The sequence below is a fragment of the Acinetobacter sp. NIPH 298 genome, assembly GCF_000369505.1.
In the GTDB taxonomy this organism is placed as follows: domain Bacteria; phylum Pseudomonadota; class Gammaproteobacteria; order Pseudomonadales; family Moraxellaceae; genus Acinetobacter.
In genome coordinates, this window is record NZ_KB850055.1 from 1,191,556 (window position 1) to 1,210,930 (window position 19,375).

Annotated in this window: 16 protein-coding genes; 10 read left to right on the top strand and 6 right to left on the bottom strand. The window is 42.1% G+C overall.

Annotation, left to right across the window (positions count from 1 at the left end):
- The first annotated feature begins 6 nt into the window (after nt 1–6).
- From F903_RS10545 to F903_RS10570, 6 genes are all read left to right on the top strand, one after another.
- Entirely contained in the window at nt 7–921 is a 915-nt protein-coding gene (locus F903_RS10545; RefSeq protein ID WP_005196921.1) for an energy transducer TonB, read from the top strand.
- A gap of 33 nt (nt 922–954) precedes the next feature.
- Nucleotides 955–1,551 (top strand): biliverdin-producing heme oxygenase, encoded by a 597-nt coding sequence (locus F903_RS10550; RefSeq protein ID WP_005196922.1) that lies wholly within the window; start codon nt 955–957, stop codon nt 1,549–1,551.
- A 111-nt stretch (nt 1,552–1,662) separates the two neighbouring features.
- Nucleotides 1,663–2,088, top strand: coding sequence for a YbaN family protein (locus F903_RS10555; protein WP_005196924.1), 426 nt, complete (start codon nt 1,663–1,665; stop codon nt 2,086–2,088).
- 181 nt (nt 2,089–2,269) lie between these two features.
- Nucleotides 2,270–2,617 (top strand): hypothetical protein, encoded by a 348-nt coding sequence (locus tag F903_RS10560; protein WP_005196925.1) that lies wholly within the window; start codon nt 2,270–2,272, stop codon nt 2,615–2,617.
- A 4-nt stretch (nt 2,618–2,621) separates the two neighbouring features.
- Complete coding sequence (locus F903_RS10565) at nt 2,622–4,316, top strand: PepSY-associated TM helix domain-containing protein (protein WP_005196926.1); 1,695 nt, start codon at nt 2,622–2,624, stop codon at nt 4,314–4,316.
- Nucleotides 4,313–4,648 (top strand): DUF3325 domain-containing protein, encoded by a 336-nt coding sequence (locus tag F903_RS10570; protein WP_005196929.1) that lies wholly within the window; start codon nt 4,313–4,315, stop codon nt 4,646–4,648. The genes F903_RS10565 and F903_RS10570 overlap by 4 nt, the downstream gene beginning before the upstream one ends.
- 102 nt (nt 4,649–4,750) lie before the next feature.
- Here F903_RS10570 and F903_RS10575 read toward each other — a convergent pair whose 3' ends face one another.
- Nucleotides 4,751–8,221, bottom strand: coding sequence for an indolepyruvate ferredoxin oxidoreductase family protein (locus tag F903_RS10575; RefSeq protein ID WP_005196931.1), 3,471 nt, complete (start codon nt 8,219–8,221; stop codon nt 4,751–4,753).
- 203 nt (nt 8,222–8,424) lie between these two features.
- Between F903_RS10575 and F903_RS10580 the strand changes: the two genes are divergently transcribed.
- Nucleotides 8,425–9,381, top strand: a complete 957-nt coding sequence (locus tag F903_RS10580) for a LysR family transcriptional regulator (protein ID WP_034595153.1) — start codon at nt 8,425–8,427, stop codon at nt 9,379–9,381.
- Between the two features lie 126 nt (nt 9,382–9,507).
- Here F903_RS10580 and F903_RS10585 read toward each other — a convergent pair whose 3' ends face one another.
- The 5 genes from F903_RS10585 to F903_RS10605 are packed head-to-tail and all read right to left on the bottom strand — an operon-like array spanning nt 9,508 to nt 16,022.
- Complete coding sequence (locus F903_RS10585; RefSeq protein WP_005196935.1) at nt 9,508–10,410, bottom strand: hydroxymethylglutaryl-CoA lyase; 903 nt, start codon at nt 10,408–10,410, stop codon at nt 9,508–9,510.
- A complete protein-coding gene (locus F903_RS10590) occupies nt 10,407–12,398 on the bottom strand; it encodes an acetyl/propionyl/methylcrotonyl-CoA carboxylase subunit alpha (protein ID WP_005196936.1) in 1,992 nt (663 codons plus the stop codon). Before F903_RS10590 ends, F903_RS10585 begins: the two co-directional genes overlap by 4 nt.
- A gap of 11 nt (nt 12,399–12,409) precedes the next feature.
- A complete protein-coding gene (locus F903_RS10595) occupies nt 12,410–13,213 on the bottom strand; it encodes an enoyl-CoA hydratase/isomerase family protein (RefSeq protein WP_005196937.1) in 804 nt (267 codons plus the stop codon).
- 10 nt (nt 13,214–13,223) lie between these two features.
- On the bottom strand, nt 13,224–14,825 hold the full coding sequence (locus F903_RS10600; RefSeq protein ID WP_005196939.1) for a carboxyl transferase domain-containing protein: 1,602 nt from the start codon (nt 14,823–14,825) through the stop codon (nt 13,224–13,226).
- A 24-nt stretch (nt 14,826–14,849) separates the two neighbouring features.
- Complete coding sequence (locus tag F903_RS10605; RefSeq protein WP_005196941.1) at nt 14,850–16,022, bottom strand: isovaleryl-CoA dehydrogenase; 1,173 nt, start codon at nt 16,020–16,022, stop codon at nt 14,850–14,852.
- A gap of 145 nt (nt 16,023–16,167) precedes the next feature.
- On the opposite strand from F903_RS10605, the gene F903_RS10610 reads away from it, so the two are divergent.
- The 3 genes from F903_RS10610 (at nt 16,168) to F903_RS10620 (ending at nt 19,355) form a co-directional block, all read left to right on the top strand.
- The gene (locus tag F903_RS10610) at nt 16,168–16,785 is read left to right on the top strand and encodes a TetR/AcrR family transcriptional regulator (RefSeq protein WP_005196943.1); all 618 of its coding nucleotides are present in this window, start codon (nt 16,168–16,170) and stop codon (nt 16,783–16,785) included.
- 104 nt (nt 16,786–16,889) lie between these two features.
- Nucleotides 16,890–18,584: an AMP-binding protein gene (locus F903_RS10615; RefSeq protein ID WP_005196945.1), complete on the top strand. Its 1,695-nt coding sequence runs from the start codon at nt 16,890–16,892 to the stop codon at nt 18,582–18,584.
- Between the two features lie 66 nt (nt 18,585–18,650).
- Nucleotides 18,651–19,355, top strand: a complete 705-nt coding sequence (locus F903_RS10620; protein ID WP_005196948.1) for a class I SAM-dependent methyltransferase — start codon at nt 18,651–18,653, stop codon at nt 19,353–19,355.
- Nucleotides 19,356–19,375 lie beyond the last annotated feature (20 nt).

Consider the following 19,375-nt stretch of genomic DNA (forward strand, 5'->3'; position numbering starts at 1 on the left):
TGGCTGATGAAATTAAAAAATCTATCTCCAAGTTATAAACAACAATTTCCTCGCTTCTCTGAATTGCCTCCTCATCATTTCGGGAAATGGGGCGTTGCAGGTATGGTCATACTTTTGCATATCGCGGTATTGTGGTTGCTCAGCCATCTGATAGAACCTTATACATTGGATAGTGCCCCTAAAGTGAATGCATTAAAAGTGCATTTCGTTTCATTGTCCAGTGCCGAACAACCATTACCACGTTCGTCTGGACAAAGTGCTGCTGCAATCAAGTCAGAGAAGCAAAGCCGAAGCGCATCAGAGAGTTCAAATGCAACTGTATCGTCTAAAACCGCCGCAAATACTCGCACACTCAGCAGCACTCATGCTGATCGTGTGATATCAGATAGCCAGCCAAAACATAATCATAAAAATGAGCAAGCTACCCCAACTCAAGTATCTGTAGATTCAGAGCCATCCCTGAATAAAGATCTAACGTTAAAAACAAAACAGATCGAACAACAGCTTACATCGAAGCAAAACCCAAATGTATCTAAACAACAAGGAGAGAACCATTCAAACGCGGGCGGTGTAACGGCACCTGCTATACAACAGGAACTTGCACGTGCTCCAGATAGCCAAGTCGCCCCAAATGAACCATTACAAGTGAGTCGTGTAGATGTATTGAGTTTTGCAAAACTAAGCTATGACGATCGTGAACTAAAACAACGAGATCGTACTGTTGAACTTCGTATACGCATTAATGAAAACGGTCAGGCGACAGATATTCAATTACAACAGAGTTCAGGCATCCGCAGCTTGGATCAACGTGTCATACAAGCTGCACTTAAATCAAAATTTAAACCTTATCAATTGAACGGCCGAGCAGTGGCCGTGGTCGTGGACTTCCCAGTCCAACTTAAACTCAGTCGGAATCGTTGAACCATCCGTGATATCTATTTTAGGAGAAAGAAAATGAATGCAGCGACAGAACAGATGATTGCTAATCAATTGTCCCAACGTTTAAAACATGAAACCGCAACTGAACATGAGCGTATGCACAAATTAATGGCTGAAGCAGCGGTATTTTCGAGTAAAGAGCGATATACACAATTCACCTTGTCACAGTACTACTTTCAAAAAGAGATTGAACATCTTTTCGAAAAACAAGGTGTTGCGGAACTCATCCCAGATTTAGGGATTCGTGGACGCTCTCAACAAGCACTTGCAGATTTACAAGACTTGGGACTACAACCCAAAGGTGAACCTTTACAAAGTAAAAATATCGAAATACCTGAAGCATTAGGCTGGATCTACGTTTCGGAGGGTTCAACTTTAGGTGCAGCCTTTTTATTTAAAGAAGCACAAAAGCATTTAGGTTTTTCTGAAACTTTTGCTGCTCGAAACCTTGCTGCCTATCCAGAAGGTCGTGCCAAGGTGTGGAAACGTTTTGTACACGCCTTGGATGAGGCTGGCTTTGATCAGTCTCAACAAGACCGTGTGATCCAAGGTGCTTTAGATGCTTTTGGTTATTTTGGTAACGCACTTAATCGATTGGATGAAATGCACTAAATCTTTGAGAAGCTATTTTTATTTATCCAGATTGGGGAAATACATAGCAAAGATTAGAAAACTCTCAAAGCGCTTAACTCATCAACCTACGCCTAACTGAGTATGAAACATATGGATCACACAGAGAATAAGTTAAATATGGAACTGACTTCCTCACTACCATCAGAAAGTAAAGTTGCACGTTCGATTTGGTGGCGCATGTTATTTATATGTCTCGCTTGGTTATGCATTGCACTGGGAATGATCGGGATTTTTATTCCGGGTTTACCAACTGTCGATTTTATTTTACTGGCAGTTTTCTTTGCGGCGAGGGGATCAGAAAAACTTCATCAATGGTTGTTAAACCATCGTTTTATCGGTCCCATCATAAAAGAATGGAGGGAAAATCGTCGCATACCGAAAAAAGCAAAATATATGTCAACAATTAGTATGAGCATAGCAGCAGGAGTGATGATCTGGACGATTCCACACCCTTGGTTTGTCTATCCTGCAATAGGATGCATGTTGGTGGTATTGATCTGGATGTGGAGAAAATAGCTATTTTATTCATTCAAATAGATACAATCGTGTTTATTTTGAGGAAAAATAAACCAGATGCAAATGATAATGGTTGTCATTATTGTTATTTTTTTAGGTTTTGTGTATCCTGCAGACAATTTTTAATAATAGATTAAGGTGGGGGTGATTTAGGATCATCGCCGCTCCTGTTGGTATTGCTATGACTATTGAAGCGTCTGTTCCTTTCGTTACCACGAAAAGTGTCTCCAAAAATCGAATTCAACAATCATCATTGCTTAAATATCGCTTGATGATTTTTTCACGTTTTGTACTGGCAATTTTTGGTGCTTATTACCTTGTAGCCATTGCGGTGATGCTGATTGTTTTTTTATTTCCCTCAGAGCCTTTAAAAGCCAATGCTGTTTTAAGCGTCACTATGCTGGCTTTTATCATTCATTGTGCCTTGTTTGTATGGATATTCATGGTCAAATCGACGCTTAAAGTCTGGCTAGCTGTGGTATTGCCGAGCATCTTGATGACATTCATCTATTTATTGTTACAAGGGTGACATCATGCGTGTCGATAGTAAAAATGAAGGTCCACGTCAGTCGATGTCATGGTTGCATACTTGGACGAGTCTACTTTTAGGCTGGTTGTTATATGCAGTATTTTTAACAGGTACACTCAGCTTTTTCCAAAATGAAATTACCGTTTGGATGAAGCCAGAACTACATCAATCAGTGAATACCGCTTCACAGCAACAACAGCTCAGCCATGCCTTAACATATTTGAATCAGAAAGGGCAAAATGCAGAGAGTTGGAATATTCGTTTTGCCAATGAAAGACAACCCGCCATTATGCTGAATATCCGTCAAGCAGGTGAGGAGCGACGACGCGGTGGAGAGATTTACTTAGATACTCAAACAGGTCAAGAAATCAAGGCTAGAGAAACCAGAGGTGGAGCATTTCTCTATCGTTTCCATTTTGAGCTATATGGCATGCCGCGTATATGGGGACGCTGGATCGTAGGTGTGGCAACATTATTTATGTTTGTTGCCATCATCAGCGGGATTATCACGCATAAAAAGATTTTCAAAGATTTCTTTACTTTCCGACCTGCCAAAGGTCAACGTTCATGGCTTGATGGACACAATGCGACGGCTGTTTTTGCTTTGCCTTTTCACATCATGATTACTTTTAGTGGTTTATTGCTGCTGATGCATTTGTTTATGCCTTGGGCGATGAATACACATTATGGCGATGTGCGCAGTTTCTATCAGATTCTCAATCAACCTGTTGCTCAAACACCTGAACAAGCCCGTTTACTGGAAGAACAAAAACAAAAAGGAATGCTGACAGGACGAGGAAGTCGTGGCGGTGGTCGTGTTGAATCAGGGCAAGAAAATAAGCCTGTTGAGGCGGCAGAAATGGTTAATTTAACTGCGTTGACGAAGACTGTTCAACACAGTTGGTCAAACAATCCCATCTCTTCGATCAGGGTCAATAAACCCAATACGGTAGAAGCCGAAATACAATATAACGCTACACGTACCACAACGTTAATGGATCGAGAAAGTATTCCGTCATTAAAATTCAATGCGGTAACTGGTCGAGAAATAGACGAGGCGAAGCCTGTCAATTCAACTCCAAAAGCGATTTATACCTTAGTGACATGGCTTCATATGGCACATGGCGTAGATTCAGTTTTACGTTGGTTGTTATTTTTATCAGGTGTGTTAGGTACGATGATGATCGCATCTGGACTTATTCTATGGGTGGTTAAACGCGCACCAGATGTTCAAAAGTTGGGCTACAAACCTGTCGGGCATCGTGTAGTTGAAGTATTAAATATTGCAGCGATTACAGGATTACCAATTGCTTGTGCTTCATATTTCTTTGCCAATCGACTGATTCCAGCTCAAATTATTGAACGTTCACCCATTGAAATTAAGGTATTTTTTATCACTTGGTTGTTGTGTTTAGTCCATGCTGCAATTCGTCAACATCGTCCTGCATGGTTGGATCAACTCGCTTTGGCTGCGGTCATGTTTTTATTGATTCCAATACTCAATGTCTTAACTGGAGGTATGCCACTCTGGAAAAGTATCTATCTTGGTCAATGGATGATTGCAAGTTTTGATCTGGTATCTATCACTTTAGGACTAATCTTTATTTACGCTTACTACAAGCTAAAACGGTATCAAGGCTTACCGATCAAGAAAAAAGCACAGCCTAAAAATAAGACTGCACAGGAGTCTATAGAATGACTGCCTCGTTATTGTGGTGTGTTTGTGTGGTTGGATTGTCGAGTCTGGCTTGTACGATGGCGAAGCACCAACGTGAGATTTTCTCAAGTCCAGTCAGTCAACAAAATTGTCGTTTATTTCAAATTGTAGGTTGGGGCTTGCTGATTGTATCTGCGGGATTCACTGCATACTTTAAAGGCATTTCAATTGGACTTTCAGAATGGTTAGGGTGCATTAGCTTTGCAGCTTTGGCGGTCGGATTGTTATTGACCTATTCGCCTAAAAAGATATTGAAAGCGAATGCTATGGTCGCAGTGCTATTTCTGATTTTATTGGTTATACACTTGCTATAGTATGTAATTCTGCATTTTCATAAACAAAGCGTTAAGAGCCAAACTCTTAACGCTTTGAATTTTCTTTTATAAAGTCGTCATATCAACTTTATTGCTATTTCCTTATTTTTTGAGTACTAAAGACAACTCATCCCAACGTTGCATCGCTGTTTGCATGGCTTGTGCTTTGATATGACCAAAGCCACGTACTTCTACAGGTAACTGAGCAATTTCCTCAGCAACAGTTAAGTCATACTGTTCAGGTGAAGCAATCAATGCTTCAACAAATGTGATATAACGATCACGCCAAGCTTGTTCACGTCTGCGTTCTTCATGACGTGCAAATGGATCGAGCAAGGTTTCCCGAAGCAGCTGCAAACGAGCTAGCAACATCATTGGGAAACGAATCCAGTATCCGAAAGCACGCTTACGAATATTTTGATCAGCACCTAAAGTCGGTGGAGCAAGATGGTAAGTTAAGCGTAAACCTTTACCAAAATGGGTTTCAATCGACTCTTTGAATTTTTTACCGGTTAAAAGACGAGCGACTTCATATTCATCTTTATAAGCCATCACACGATACAGTTGTGTGGCAATGGTCGCGGTCAATTCTTCTGGTAATGCTTTCGATGCTTGTTCAACTAAACGACGATACTTCATCGCATAGGCTTCATTCCAATAGTCAACCAAACGCGCTGAACGATCCTCGATTAATTCAGCCAATGTTTCAGGCTTTTTAGTTTTTTGCATGGCTGCAAGCAACCGTGGCGCTAAACTTGGATCACTCGCAAGATGGCACCCAATTCGGAAAGCTTCTAGATTCTTTTCTACGGCAGTGCCATTGAGTTGAATCGCTTTTTCAATGCTTTGACGTAATAGCGGTATACGACCTGATTGCCATGCCATACCAAGTAATAGTTGATTGGTAAAGATTGCATCGCCCAGTACTAAAGTTGCGATACGTGTCGCAGATAGTGATACGAGTGTGCCTTTGCGGGTACGACCACGTAGTCGATCAACTAAGTCACTGATTGGTGCATACCAGTCACGTGACTCGATAAAGTCAGAAGTTGGGGAAGAATCTTCATTCACGATCACCACAGCATCTTCTTTTAAACGAGAAAGTGCTGCGCCACCACCAGCCACCACGGCATCTGCGCCGATTAAAAGATCACATTGACCGGCTGGGATTTTGGTTGAAGAAATTTGATCATCAGAATTTGCGACTTGGATATAGGAATAAACCGTACCACCTTTTTGAGCCAGTCCAGCCATATCCATCACGCGTGTAGCTTTACCCTCTAGATGCGCGGCCATACCAAGTAGGGCGCCAATCGTCACTACACCTGTACCGCCAACACCACCTACCATAATACGATTTGGCACATCATCAAGTACTGGAATGATTGGTGTTTCAGGCCAACCAGCAGCAATACCTTCAAATTTTTCAGGGCGCTTCATATCACGGGTATGTACCGTGACAAAACTTGGACAGAAGCCTTCTACGCAAGAAAAATCTTTATTACACGTGCTTTGATTGATTTGGCGTTTTGGTCCTAATGCAGTTTCTACAGTTTCAATGGATAAACAATTCGATTTTTTAGAACAATCACCACAGCTTTCACATATATCCGTATTGATATAGATACGTTCTGCTGGATCAGGATAGGCATCACGTTTACGACGACGGCGTTTTTCACTGGCACAGGTTTGTACGTAAATTAAAGCAGTAACACCTGAAATATCACGTAATTGACGTTGAACTGCATCTAGTTCATTTCGATGGTAGATTTCCACATTTGGCGCAATCTCTTCCTCTGCATGAATCAATTCAGGTTCATCTGTGACAATCACCTGTTTTTTTATGCCTTCAGCAGCTAACTGTCTGGTCAGTTGCGCAACACTTAAATGACCATCGACATGTTGCCCACCAGTCATGGCAACTGCATCATTGTAGAGGATTTTATAGGTAATATTAATTTTTGCGGCAATCGCTTGGCGAATCGCCAGATAGCCTGAATGGAAATAGGTACCATCACCGAGATTTGCAAAAATATGTTTTTCATTGGTGAAATGCGATGCACCCGCCCAACTAACACCTTCGCCACCCATTTGAGAATATGTTTCTGTACCACGATCCAGTGAGACCGCAATATAGTGGCAACCAATACCACCTAGCGCACGACTACCTTCAGGCAGTGTGGTTGAGGTGTTATGCGGACAGCCACTACAGAAATAAGGTTTGCGCTCAGCAAGATCGATTACACGGCGAGATTCTTGTTCTGCTTTATGTAATAAGTCCGCTTTATTCTGAATTTGCGTTCTTAACGCTTCTGGTAAATCGAGACCTAGGAATCGAGCAGCTAGCATTTTAGCAATTGGTTCAGGCTGGAATTCATAATGACCAATTAATGGTGCTTCTTCGATCGATGTACTCCATTCACCTTTGCCATCACAGGCTTTACCAATCACACGAGGGCGTTTGTCATCTGGCAGAGAGTAGAGCTCATCTTTGATTTGGGATTCTAGAATTGGGCGTTTTTCTTCAACCACGATCAGCTCTTGTAAACCTTCAGCAAACTCGCGAATACCTTGAGGCTCTAAAGGCCAAATCAATTCAACCTGATAAACACGTAATCCGAGTTGTTCAGCTGCTTCACCTTCAATCCCTAAAATACGCAATGCCTCAATCGTATCTAAATAGGCTTTGCCACTGGCAGCGATTCCGATACGCGCATTTTTGCATGGCAAAGTCACACGGTTCAATTTATTGGCGCGTGCATAAGCCAATACCGCAGGTAAACGATATTTATAGAGTCGTTCTTCTTGTTGTATGCCATGATCTGGCCAACGGATATTGACACCACCCTCAGGAAATTCGACATCTTCTGGAATAATCGGTGTTACGCGGTCTAGACCAACCTTGACCGAAGCAGATGTTTCAACAATTTCACTGACCAATTTCATTGATGTCCAAACGCCTGTAAAGCGAGACATGGCGACTGCATGAACACCGAGATCTAAAATATGTTGTACGGATGTTGGATAGAAAATAGGAATGCCACAGCCAATCATGACGTGTTCAGATTGATGTGGAACAGTAGAAGACTTACAGGAATGGTCATCGCCAAATAGAGCAACAACACCACCATGTTCAGACGTACCAGCTAGATTGGCATGGCGAAGTACATCACCAGAACGATCAACACCAGGACCTTTGCCATACCACCATGAAGTGACACCATCATATTTGCCTTGTCCAGCAAGATTGGCTTGTTGCGTGCCCCAAATTGCAGTTGCAGCTAAGTCTTCATTTACACCCGGTTGAAAGACCACATGATGATCTTTGAGTAAACCGCCTATTTGCCAAAGGAAACTGTCATAATTACCAACAGGGGAGCCGCGATAGCCAGATATAAAACCTGCGGTTTGATAACCGTTTAAAGTATCTCGACGTGTCTGGGCGAGTGGTAAACGAACCAATGCCTGAATACCTGTCATATAAGCAGTACCGTCATCGCTTATATATTTATCTTCAAGTGAAACATCCTTTGTCGTAATCATTCTTGGTGTAAATTTTGTCGCTATATTCATTTATGTCTCCTTAGTATTGTGGTCGTTCGTGCGACTTTCTTTTCTCAACATCCGAGTTGAAGTTTGGAGCAATTGACATACGAAAAATTAAAATGGGCTGAGCATCTTTGAGAAAGGGCTGGCTCAATGTATGTACATATTTACCATTGTGGATGATCTAAACTGGTGCAACAATGCGTAATTTAGGAAAAGATATTTACGTTATGCGCAAAAATCACGAGGGTGGACTGTTGCATGCTATGCATGCTTTCCTGAAAGTGATCGACAGTGGAAGTTTTACCGCAGCGGCTGAGCAGATGGATCTGACCACAGCGCAGGTCTCACGTCTGATCAGTGAGTTGGAAACACGCTTAGGAATTAAATTACTGCAACGCTCTACCAGACAGCATGCGTTGACCGATATTGGTGCAACTTACGCAGAACGCTGTCGACAAGTGATTGCAATGATTGATGAGGCAGAGGCGGAGGCGACAGGAACAGCCACAAAGCCAAAAGGTCGATTACGTATCTTGAGTATGGCCAGTTTTGGTCATTACTACGTCGCACCTGTCATGGCTGAGTTTTGTAGAACTTACCCTGAACTGACTGTTGAATATCGCACGTCTCAAAATGCCCCTGATCTTTTAGCCAAAGGGATTGATGTCAGTCTTTATCTCACTGAATCTTTGACGGATTCTAGATTTGTTTCACGACGTATTGGTACTATATTTTCAGTACTCTGTGCATCACCGACGTATTTGAAAAAACATGGCATACCACAATCACCAGATGATTTGCAGGAGCATGCTTGTTTACGTTTAGTCAATCCATCCATCACAGCACAATGGCATCTGGTCAGCAAAAAAAGCTGCTCTTATCAGATAGATATTACGGGACAATTGATTGCAGATACGCCAGAACTCTTGTTAGATATGGTTCAACAAGATATGGGGATCGCGCTTTTACCAATGTTCACGGTAATCGAGGCTGTTCGTGCGGGGCGACTTTGTCACATTTTGCCAGATTGGCGTTCTCCAGATATTGGCGTTTATACCTTATTACCATCGCGACATTTTATTGATGCCAAAACACGGGCATGGTTAGACTGGGTAGAACAGCATATTGCCCCAAAAATAGAGGCGGATACCTCTTACTTTTATCAATTAACCCATATCGACTAAGTCTTTATCAGGAAATAAAAACGGCCAATAAAATGCTTCATAATTAAAAAGTGAGAAAATAATAAGATTCAAATGCTCCTTCAACATTTAATTGTGGAGCATTGATTCAACCGTGATTAACTTTATTTATGCGCAATGTTGCTGCAAATAGGTATTGGCATAGCTTGATAAATTTTTTCGATTCAGTGCTTTATTGATATTTTGGCTAGCTCTCATCAATTTCTCTAAATTAATTTCTGTTTCATATCCAATATGAGATAACAAATAATATAGATCTTCGGTGGCGACATTGCCTGATGCACCTTTGGCATACGGACAACCACCAAGCCCAGCAAGAGACGAATCAAAAATACGGATGCCTTGTTGCAAAGACTGATAGATATTGGCGATTGCCATACCATAGGTATTATGAAAATGCCCAGCCAAAACCTCGCTATCCAGTTCAGCCAAGCAGGCTTGCCATACTTTCTCCACACGATCTGGTGTCGCTGTACCAATGGTTTCACCCAATGAAATCTCATAACAGCCCATGGCATGAAGCCGTTTAACCACGCTAAGCACTTGTTTGGGATCTATTGCACCTTCATAAGGGCAGTCCACCATACAAGAGACATAACCACGGACACGAACATTATGTGTCTTGGCAGCTTGGAAAATTTCAGAAAACCGTTCTAAACTTTCATCTATCGAGCAATTGATATTTTTACGGGTAAAACTGTCAGAAGCTGCGGTAAAAACCGCAACTTCTTTACAGCCAACTGCGAACGCTGCTTCAAAGCCTTTGAGATTTGGCGTCAGCAAGCTCAAATTCAAGTCATCACGTTGCGGCAGCAGTTTATATAACTCATCGCTTTGCGCCATCTGCGGAACCCATTTAGCCGAAACGCAAGAACCCACTTCAATTGATTTCAAGCCTGCATCAATCAGGTCGCTAATGAAATTGAAGCGTTGTTCTATGGTTAAGGGCTGCTTTTCGTTTTGTAGTCCATCACGCGGTCCAACTTCCACGATTTTGACAAACTCACTCATGCAACTTCCTCCTCAGCAGCTTGAAACTCCACCAGTTCATCACCGACTTTAACTTGATCGCCCACTTGGAAATAAGCATCCACAATCACACCATCTTTCGGTGCACGAATGGTGTATTCCATTTTCATCGCTTCGAGTGTCATGAGAATATCGTCTTTTTTCACCGTATGATTCGCGCCTACAAGTAATTGTGTTACCACGCCTGGCATAGGCGCTTTCAAGTGTCCTTGTTCAGCTTGGCTGTCCGCCTGATTAAAGTCTTGACGAATATAGTTAAACTTATAGCTTTGCCCTGTATGGAACAAAGTAATGCCTTGTGAACTTCGGTTAAATGCGAGTCTTTGCTGAGTTGCATTGATTTGGATTGAAGCGCTATGTGGATCAATGAGTTCGCCAGAGATATTGAAAGTTTGATCATTAAATTCTGCGTTAAAACCTTGTTCAGCCGCGACGAACTTAATCTGAATATTTTGATTTAAATAATTCAGTTTAATACTGTGCTGATAAGCAACATTTAAACGCCACAAAGGTTGTGCTTGCCAAAGTTGTTTTTGACCTGATTGGTTGTTTTGCATTTGGCTTAAAAACTCAATAAATGCAGTCGCAACAACAAACTCAGGTTTTATATTCGCTGGGCTAAACAAAAATTGTTCTTCACGTTGGATTAAATTCGTGTCCAACTTTGCTTGTTTGAACGAATCACAACGTACAATCTTTTCCAAAAAGGCAATGTTATTGCCTAAACCATCGACATGGAATTGACTCAGCGCGTGTTGCATTTGAATCAAAGCGGCTTCACGGTTTTTACCCCATACGATCAATTTGGCAATCATAGGGTCATAGAAAGTGGTAATTTCATCACCTTCAACAATGCCACTATCTACACGCACATATTGGCTTTGCGTTGGGTAGCGTAGATAGTCAATTTTACCGATTGCAGGTAAAAATCCCTTTTCAGGTTCTTCAGCGTAGATACGTGCTTCCAAAGCATGCCCATGAATTTGTAATTCATGCTGTAGTTTTGGCAAAGGTTCACCATCAGCAACACGAAGTTGCCATTCTACTAAATCTTCACCTGTAATCATTTCAGTGACAGGGTGTTCGACTTGGAGACGTGTATTCATTTCCATGAAATAGGCAGTACCGTCTTGCTCAACAATAAACTCCACCGTACCTGCACCCACATAATCTACCGCACGTGCAGCATCAATTGCAGCTTGACGCATGGCATCTAGTTTATCACTTGGCATTTGTGGCGCAGGTGCTTCCTCTAGCACTTTTTGATGACGACGTTGTACCGAACAATCACGTTCAAACAAATGTACATAGTTGCCGTGCATGTCACCAAATACTTGCACTTCAATATGCCGTGGTTGAATCACATAACGTTCAATCAATACATCATCATTGCCAAAGCTTGACTTCGCTTCTCGTTTGCACGAGGCAAGGGCATGTAGGAAATCTTCGCTGCGTTCCACCAAACTCATCCCTTTACCACCACCACCAGCACTGGCTTTGATCAACACTGGATAGCCAATCTCATCAGCTTGCTGTTTTAAAAACTCAGCATCTTGATTGGTACCGTGATAACCCGGTGTTAAAGGTACACCAGCTTTTTCCATCAAAGCTTTAGAGGTTGCTTTTAAACCCATGGCTAAGATGGCATCGACGGGAGGGCCAATAAAGCAAATATTGTGTTGTTGGCAAGCAAGGGCAAACTGGTCATTTTCCGAAAGAAAACCATAGCCAGGGTGAATGGCTTGGCTGCCAGTATCAATTGCCGCTTGAATAATACGGTCAGCTTGTAAATAACTTTGCGTTGCAGGAGATTGACCAATATAAATCGCCTCATCGGCAAGTTTGACATGCTGTGCATTCGCATCAGCATCTGAATACACCGCAACCGTTGCAATACCCAATTTTTTCGCTGTACGAATCACACGACAAGCAATCTCACCACGGTTCGCAATTAAAATCTTTTCAAACATTTTGGTCGTCCTTAATTGTTGTTATTGGAATTTGAAATCCATGCAGGAGATTGTTTATTTAGAAAGGCATTTAAACCTTCTTTTGCCTCACTACCTTGACGGACTTGTGCAATATGCTGTGCAGTCTGCTGAAGCAAGTGATCATTCATACTTTGATTGCTGACCATTTGAATCAATTGTTTCGATGCGGCCTGAGCGTGTGGACCACCAAGTAATAATGCATCAATAATCTCTTGAACTTTTTTGTCTAAATCTTCCGCATCCGCAATTTCATGTGCCAAGCCAATTTGTTTGGCTTCACGTGCTGAGATACGTTCAGCGGTTAAGAAATAGCGTGAAGCTTGTCTTGCTCCAATCGCACGAACGACATAAGGGCTAATCGTAGAAGGTGCAAGTCCCAAACGGACTTCAGAAGTTGCAAATTTCGCATCGGTACTAGCAATACAAATATCACAAGCCGAGGCAAGCCCCATACCACCGCCAAAGGCGATGCCATGAACCCGAGCGATCGTTGGTTGTTTTAGCGTCGCAAGCGCATCAAGCATCTGCGCGAGTTTCATCGCATCAGCTTCATTTTCTGCTGAAGAAGCTTGACCCGCTTGTTTCATCCAGTTGAGATCTGCACCTGCTGAAAAGCTTTTACCACGACCAGCCAAAACCACCACTCGAATATCATCACGACTATTTAAGGTCTTAAAACAAGCATGTAACTCTTCAATCACGGTTGTATTAAAAGCATTGTGTAGTTCTGGTCGATTCAGCCACACATAAGCCACCTGATCGTGTTGTTCCAGTTGTAAAAATTGATAGCTCATAAAACACCTCTTACATGCGAAACACGCCGAATTTGGTTGGTTGAATCGGTGCATTCATGGCTGCTGCAAGGCTCAATCCAAGCACTTGACGTGTTTGAGCAGGATCAATCACACCGTCATCCCATAGGCGGGCAGAGGCATAGTAAGGATGACCTTGGCGCTCATACTGATCACGAATCGGTTGCTTAAATTCATCTTCTTCTTGCGCAGACCATTCTGCGCCTTTTTGCTCAATCTGATCACGCTTCAAAGTCGAAAGTACACTGGCTGCTTGCTCACCGCCCATGACTGAAATACGGGAGTTTGGCCAAGTCCATAAGAAACGTGGAGAATAAGCCCGGCCACACATGCCATAGTTACCTGCACCAAAAGAACCACCAATGATTAAAGTCAGTTTAGGGACATTCGCAGTTGCAACCGCCATCACCAGTTTGGCACCATGTTTGGCAATGCCTTCATTTTCGTATTGGCGACCGACCATAAAGCCTGTGATATTTTGAATAAATAATAACGGAATATTGCGTTGGGTGCATAGCTCAATAAAATGTGCGCCTTTTTGAGCTGACTCAGAAAATAGAATGCCATTATTGGCAATAATTCCGACTGGCATGCCGTATAGAGACGCAAAGCCAGTGATTAGGGTTGAACCAAAACGCGCTTTAAATTCATCAAAACGTGAGCCATCAACAATACGAGCAATCACTTCACGTACATCAAATGGTTTACGTGCGTCACTTGGTACGACACCGTATAGCTCTTTGGCATCAAATAGTGGCTCATCAATCTGCTTGTTTAAGTCATTTGGCTTTTTATTTAGATTTGCAACGATATTCCGTGCAATCGCAATTGCATGTTCATCGTTTTCTGCCAAATGATCCGCAACACCTGAAAGACGGGTATGCACATCACCACCACCCAAATCTTCACTACTCACAACTTCACCAGTAGCAGCTTTTACAAGTGGTGGACCACCCAAGAAAATCGTGCCTTGATTACGTACAATGATGGTTTCATCTGACATTGCAGGAACATAAGCACCACCTGCGGTACAGCTCCCCATTACGACCGCAATCTGGGCGATACCTTGGCTCGACATGCGAGCTTGATTGTAAAAAATACGACCAAAATGATCACGATCTGGGAACACCTGATCTTGCATAGGTAAATATGCACCACCAGAATCGACCAGATAAATACAAGGTAAATGGTTCTGCTCAGCAATTTCTTGGGCGCGTAAATGTTTTTTGACGGTGAGGGGATAATAAGTCCCACCCTTGACTGTTGCATCATTGGCAACGATCATGCACGTCACACCATTGACCTGTCCAATACCAGCAATGACTCCAGCAGCAGGGATGTCATCCTCATAAACCTTGTACGCAGCAAGTTGTCCGATTTCTAAAAAGGCAGTACCCACATCGATCAGTTGATCAATCCGTTCACGAGGAAGTAATTTTCCACGCGCCAAATGCTTTTGACGAGCATTTTCTCCACCACCTAAAGCGATAGACTGGGCAACTTGGGTCAAATCATTGACCAAGCTTTGCATAGCCTGCTGATTGGTTTTGAAGTCTTCACTTCTGACATTAATTTTGCTTTGTAATTGATTCATACGATGCATCCTAATTTATCGTTATTATTTGGTCTCATTAAACAATTCACGGCCGATCAACATACGACGAATTTCAGATGTGCCTGCACCAATTTCATAAAGTTTCGCATCACGCCATAGACGACCTGCAGGGAACTCATTGATATAGCCATTTCCACCTAAGCTTTGAATTGTTTCACCCGCCATCCATGTGGCTTTTTCAGCTGCATAGAGAATGGCACTTGCGGCATCTTTACGTAAGCTACGGTCATGATCGGCTTTGTCACAAGCTGCACCTACTGCATAGACCAACGCTTTACATGCCAACAAAGTCGAGTACATGTCTGCTAACTTGCCTTGCATTAACTGGAATTCACCTAATGCTTGTCCAAATTGTTCACGTTGATGCAAATATGGAATCACCACGTCCATACAGGCATCCATAATGCCAAGTGGACCTGCGCTTAAAACTGCACGCTCATAATCCAAACCGCTCATGAGGACTTTTGTTCCATTGCCAACACCACCGAGTACGTTTTCAACGGGCACTTCAACATTGTCAAAAAACAGCGGATAAGTGTTAGAGCCACGCATTCCGAGTTTGTCTAAATGATGACCATGACTAAAACCTTTCATATCTTTTTCAATTAAAAAGGCTGTCATACCTTTCGCACCCGCATGAGGATCTGTTTTCGCATAAACCACGAGTACATCTGCATCACCGCCATTGGTGATCCACATTTTTGAACCATTTAAAACAAAATGATCACCTTTTTGCTCAGCGCGTAATTTCATGCTGACCACATCCGAACCCGCATTTGGCTCAGACATCGCTAAAGCACCGACGAAATCACCAGAAATTAGCTTAGGTAAATACTTCTGTTTTTGTTGTTCGCTTCCGTTACGGTTAATTTGATTGATACATAAGTTAGAATGAGCACCGTAAGAAAGCCCGATGGCTGCTGAAGCGCGAGAAATTTCTTGCATGACAATGATGTGAGCAAGATAGCCAAGATTGGTGCCACCATATTGTTCGGAAACCGTTAAGCCGAATAAACCCATATCGCCAAACTTTTTCCAAAGATGAGCAGGGAATATATTGTCTTGATCAACTTGTTGAGCAATTGGTGCGATTTCTTTTGCACAAAATGCGGCAACTGAATCTTGTAGTGCAATGAGTGTTTCATCGAGGCCAAAATTCAAGCTACGTAGGTTCATTGTGTTCATCCCATTGGTTATATTTGTTGTTCCATAAGCATTCTTGTAGGTGCTTAGGAAGTACCATACAATGATTTTTTAAAAAAGTGAATAGAGATTCATAAAATGATTTACAATTCACTTTATTTGTTAGAGAATAAAATTTATGAGCTATAAACGATCATCTTTAATGCAAGAGCGAATGGAGCAAAATCGTAAGGCGATTTTGAGTTCGGCGAGAAAATTAATTTCAGAAGGAGGCTTTAAAGACGCGCAGATACAAACAATTGCTGAGCAAGCAGGCGTTTCAAGTGGTCTGGTTTATCGCTACTTTGACAATAAAAGTCAGGTGCTGATTGAAGTTTTGTCAGAAGCCATCAATACCGAACTTTTGGTGATTGATGCAATCACAGAAAGTGATCTGACTGCAGAACATAAATTGCACAAGGCCGTTGCGACTTTCGTCAAACGAGCATTGAACAGCCCGCAGCTTGCGTATTCACTTATGTTTGAACCCGTTGACTCTTCGGTTGAACATGAGCGTTTTCGGGTTAAGCAGTTGATTAAACAGAGTGTGATTAAAATCCTTGCGGATGGAAATGCAAGTGGTGAGTTTGTGTTAGAAGACCTAAATACCACGGCACTGTGTGTGGTTGGTGCCATGACTTTTGTGGTGGTCGAGCCTTTAGACCCAGCTCAAAATACAAAGTTTGATCAGCAACACAAGGACTATTTTTCAAAACAGATTGCTGACTTTTGTGTGGATGCCGTACGGAAAAAGTAGAGCATACACAACCCGTAAAATTACAAAATAGGCAGATTGAAAAGTAGTTGCAGTAACAACAATTAGAGCGATGAGAATTACAAAGAATCAAGGAGAATGATTCAATGCAACACGTACAGTTAAGCTATGCCTCTGGGCCAAGTTCGCAACCCCTGTTGGGGATGACGATTGGAGAGAAATTTGACCAAGCTTGTCAGCAATATGCTGAACAAGAGGCAATTGTGAGTTCGCATCAGAACAGACGGTTAACCTATAAACAACTGCACGATGAAGTAAATGCATTTGCATGCCGTTTGCTTCAACTCGGTTTGAAAAAAGGAGATCGTCTCGCTATTTGGTCTCCCAACTGTGTGGAATGGACAGTCACTCAGTTTGCGGCTTTTAAAGCTGGGATTATTTTAGTCAATCTAAATCCAGCCTATAAAAGCCATGAACTCGAATATGTGTTGAATAAAGTTTCCTGCAAAGGATTGATTATCGCATCACAATTCAAAACGACTGATTATCAAGAGCTTTTGACGCGTATAGCGCCTGAAATTGATTTCTGTACCAATAAACAAATTCATTCAGAACGTCTACCTTTCTTAAAATTTGTCATCAAAATTGATGAAAAACAACATACAGGTATTCATCGTTTTAGTGATCTGGTTGTGCCACCAACGCAGCAACAACTGGATCAATTACAGTTGGCTGCGCAACAACTGCAATTTGATGAAACCATTAATATCCAGTTTACATCTGGCACCACAGGCAATCCGAAAGGCACGATGCTCACTCACCATAACATTTTAAATAATGGTTATTTTGTCGGTGAAGGTATTGGTTTAACGCCACAGGATAAAGTCTGCATTTCTGTACCACTATTTCATTGTTTTGGCATGGTGATGGGAAATTTAGCCTGTATCACACATGGATCAACGATGGTGTATCCATCAGCTGTATTTAATCCATTAGAAACACTCAAAACCATTCACAAAGAACGTTGCACAGCTGCCTACGGCGTACCAACCATGTTCATTGCCACTTTGGAACATGAACAGTTTGATGAATTTGATCTATCTAGTCTGCGTACTGGCATTATGGCCGGCAGTCCATGCCCACGTGAAATCATGCAACGTGTGATTGATCGAATGCATATGTCAGAAATCACCATTTGCTATGGCATGACAGAAACTTCTCCCGTCAGTGTACAAAGTTCGGTGAGTGACACCATCGATAAACGCGTTAGCACTGTTGGTCATGTCCACCCACATGTTGAAATCAAAATCGTCGATCCAGAAGGACAAATCGTTCCTCAGGGAACTTTAGGCGAATTATGTGTCCGTGGTTATTCAGTGATGGCAGGTTATTGGGGCGAAGAAGAAAAAACCCGTGAAGTAATCGATGCTGCTGGCTGGATGCATACGGGTGATATCGCGGAAATGGATGCTGATGGCTTTGTCAAAATCAAAGGACGTATAAAAGATGTGGTGATACGGGGCGGTGAAAATCTATTTCCAAAAGAAATAGAAGACTTTTTGTATACCCATCCAGATATCAGCGATGTTCAAGTCATTGGTTTACCAGACACTCGCTATGGTGAGGAGCTGTGTGCCTGCATCATTCTACACGAGCATCATCAGAGCGATGAAGATGGTATCCGTAGTTTCTGTAAAGCACATATTTCTCATAATAAAGTGCCACGTTATGTCAAATTCTTTAATGAATTTCCAATGACGGCGTCAGGCAAAGCGCAAAAGTTTAAATTACAAGAAATTATGCGTGCTGAGCTTAATTTAACAGGAACGGTATTCGACTAAATGATGTTTTACATGAGCGAGAAAAAACACCATTTTAAAAGTCGTAACAGTAAAGGATAAAACAAAATGGCAAAAGATTTCAGTAATCCGAAAGTCGTTGAAGAATATGATCAACATATCCGTAAATTAATTCCGGGTTATGAAATTATCCATCAACAGGTGGATGCCATTTTACAATCAGCGTTACCGCCACACGCGCACATCTTAATCGTTGGCTGTGGCACAGGCTATGAACTGGAATATCTACTCAAAAGGCATCCGAGTTGGGAGTTTACAGCAGTCGATCCTTCATTCACCATGCTTGAAAAAGCCCAGAAAGTGGTCGCTGATTTAGGTCGATCTGCTCAAGTAAGATTTGTGCATGGTGAAACTTCTACTTTATCTGATCATGCCTATTTTGATGCTGCACTTTCTATTTTGGTTGCTCATTTTATTGCTGATGAAAATAAGCCCACTTTTTTTAGCGAGATCTATGATCACTTAAAAGAGGATGGGATCTTGCTGACCTACGATTTAATGACCTGCACAGACGCTCAGCAACTTCAAGCACTACGAAATATATGTTTGGCACAAGGGTTGACGGAAGTGCAATGTCAAAAAATGTTAGAACGAATGGCGCAAGAGTTTTTTACGCTTTCCTTCTCTGACTATCAGCAGTTGCTCCACGGCACAGGCTTTGTGGATGTGCATTCCTATAGCCAAATTTTAATGTATCAAGGATTGATCGCGCAGAAAAAGAGGCGTCAAACGTTTTCTGCACAAGCGTCCTAAACAAGGGCTTGCATCTATGA

Excerpts from the sequence above, each read along its gene's own strand:
- F903_RS10545 (WP_005196921.1), top strand. The coding sequence starts at position 7 with ATGAAATTAAAAAATCTATCTCCAAGTTATAAACAACAATTTCCTCGC.
- F903_RS10550 (WP_005196922.1), top strand. The coding sequence starts at position 955 with ATGAATGCAGCGACAGAACAGATGATTGCTAATCAATTGTCCCAACGT.
- F903_RS10555 (WP_005196924.1), top strand. The coding sequence starts at position 1,663 with ATGGATCACACAGAGAATAAGTTAAATATGGAACTGACTTCCTCACTA.
- F903_RS10560 (WP_005196925.1), top strand. The coding sequence starts at position 2,270 with ATGACTATTGAAGCGTCTGTTCCTTTCGTTACCACGAAAAGTGTCTCC.
- F903_RS10565 (WP_005196926.1), top strand. The coding sequence starts at position 2,622 with ATGCGTGTCGATAGTAAAAATGAAGGTCCACGTCAGTCGATGTCATGG.
- F903_RS10570 (WP_005196929.1), top strand. The coding sequence starts at position 4,313 with ATGACTGCCTCGTTATTGTGGTGTGTTTGTGTGGTTGGATTGTCGAGT.
- F903_RS10575 (WP_005196931.1), bottom strand. The coding sequence starts at position 8,221 with ATGAATATAGCGACAAAATTTACACCAAGAATGATTACGACAAAGGAT.
- F903_RS10580 (WP_034595153.1), top strand. The coding sequence starts at position 8,425 with ATGCGCAAAAATCACGAGGGTGGACTGTTGCATGCTATGCATGCTTTC.
- F903_RS10585 (WP_005196935.1), bottom strand. The coding sequence starts at position 10,410 with ATGAGTGAGTTTGTCAAAATCGTGGAAGTTGGACCGCGTGATGGACTA.
- F903_RS10590 (WP_005196936.1), bottom strand. The coding sequence starts at position 12,398 with ATGTTTGAAAAGATTTTAATTGCGAACCGTGGTGAGATTGCTTGTCGT.
- F903_RS10595 (WP_005196937.1), bottom strand. The coding sequence starts at position 13,213 with ATGAGCTATCAATTTTTACAACTGGAACAACACGATCAGGTGGCTTAT.
- F903_RS10600 (WP_005196939.1), bottom strand. The coding sequence starts at position 14,825 with ATGAATCAATTACAAAGCAAAATTAATGTCAGAAGTGAAGACTTCAAA.
- F903_RS10605 (WP_005196941.1), bottom strand. The coding sequence starts at position 16,022 with ATGAACCTACGTAGCTTGAATTTTGGCCTCGATGAAACACTCATTGCA.
- F903_RS10610 (WP_005196943.1), top strand. The coding sequence starts at position 16,168 with ATGAGCTATAAACGATCATCTTTAATGCAAGAGCGAATGGAGCAAAAT.
- F903_RS10615 (WP_005196945.1), top strand. The coding sequence starts at position 16,890 with ATGCAACACGTACAGTTAAGCTATGCCTCTGGGCCAAGTTCGCAACCC.
- F903_RS10620 (WP_005196948.1), top strand. The coding sequence starts at position 18,651 with ATGGCAAAAGATTTCAGTAATCCGAAAGTCGTTGAAGAATATGATCAA.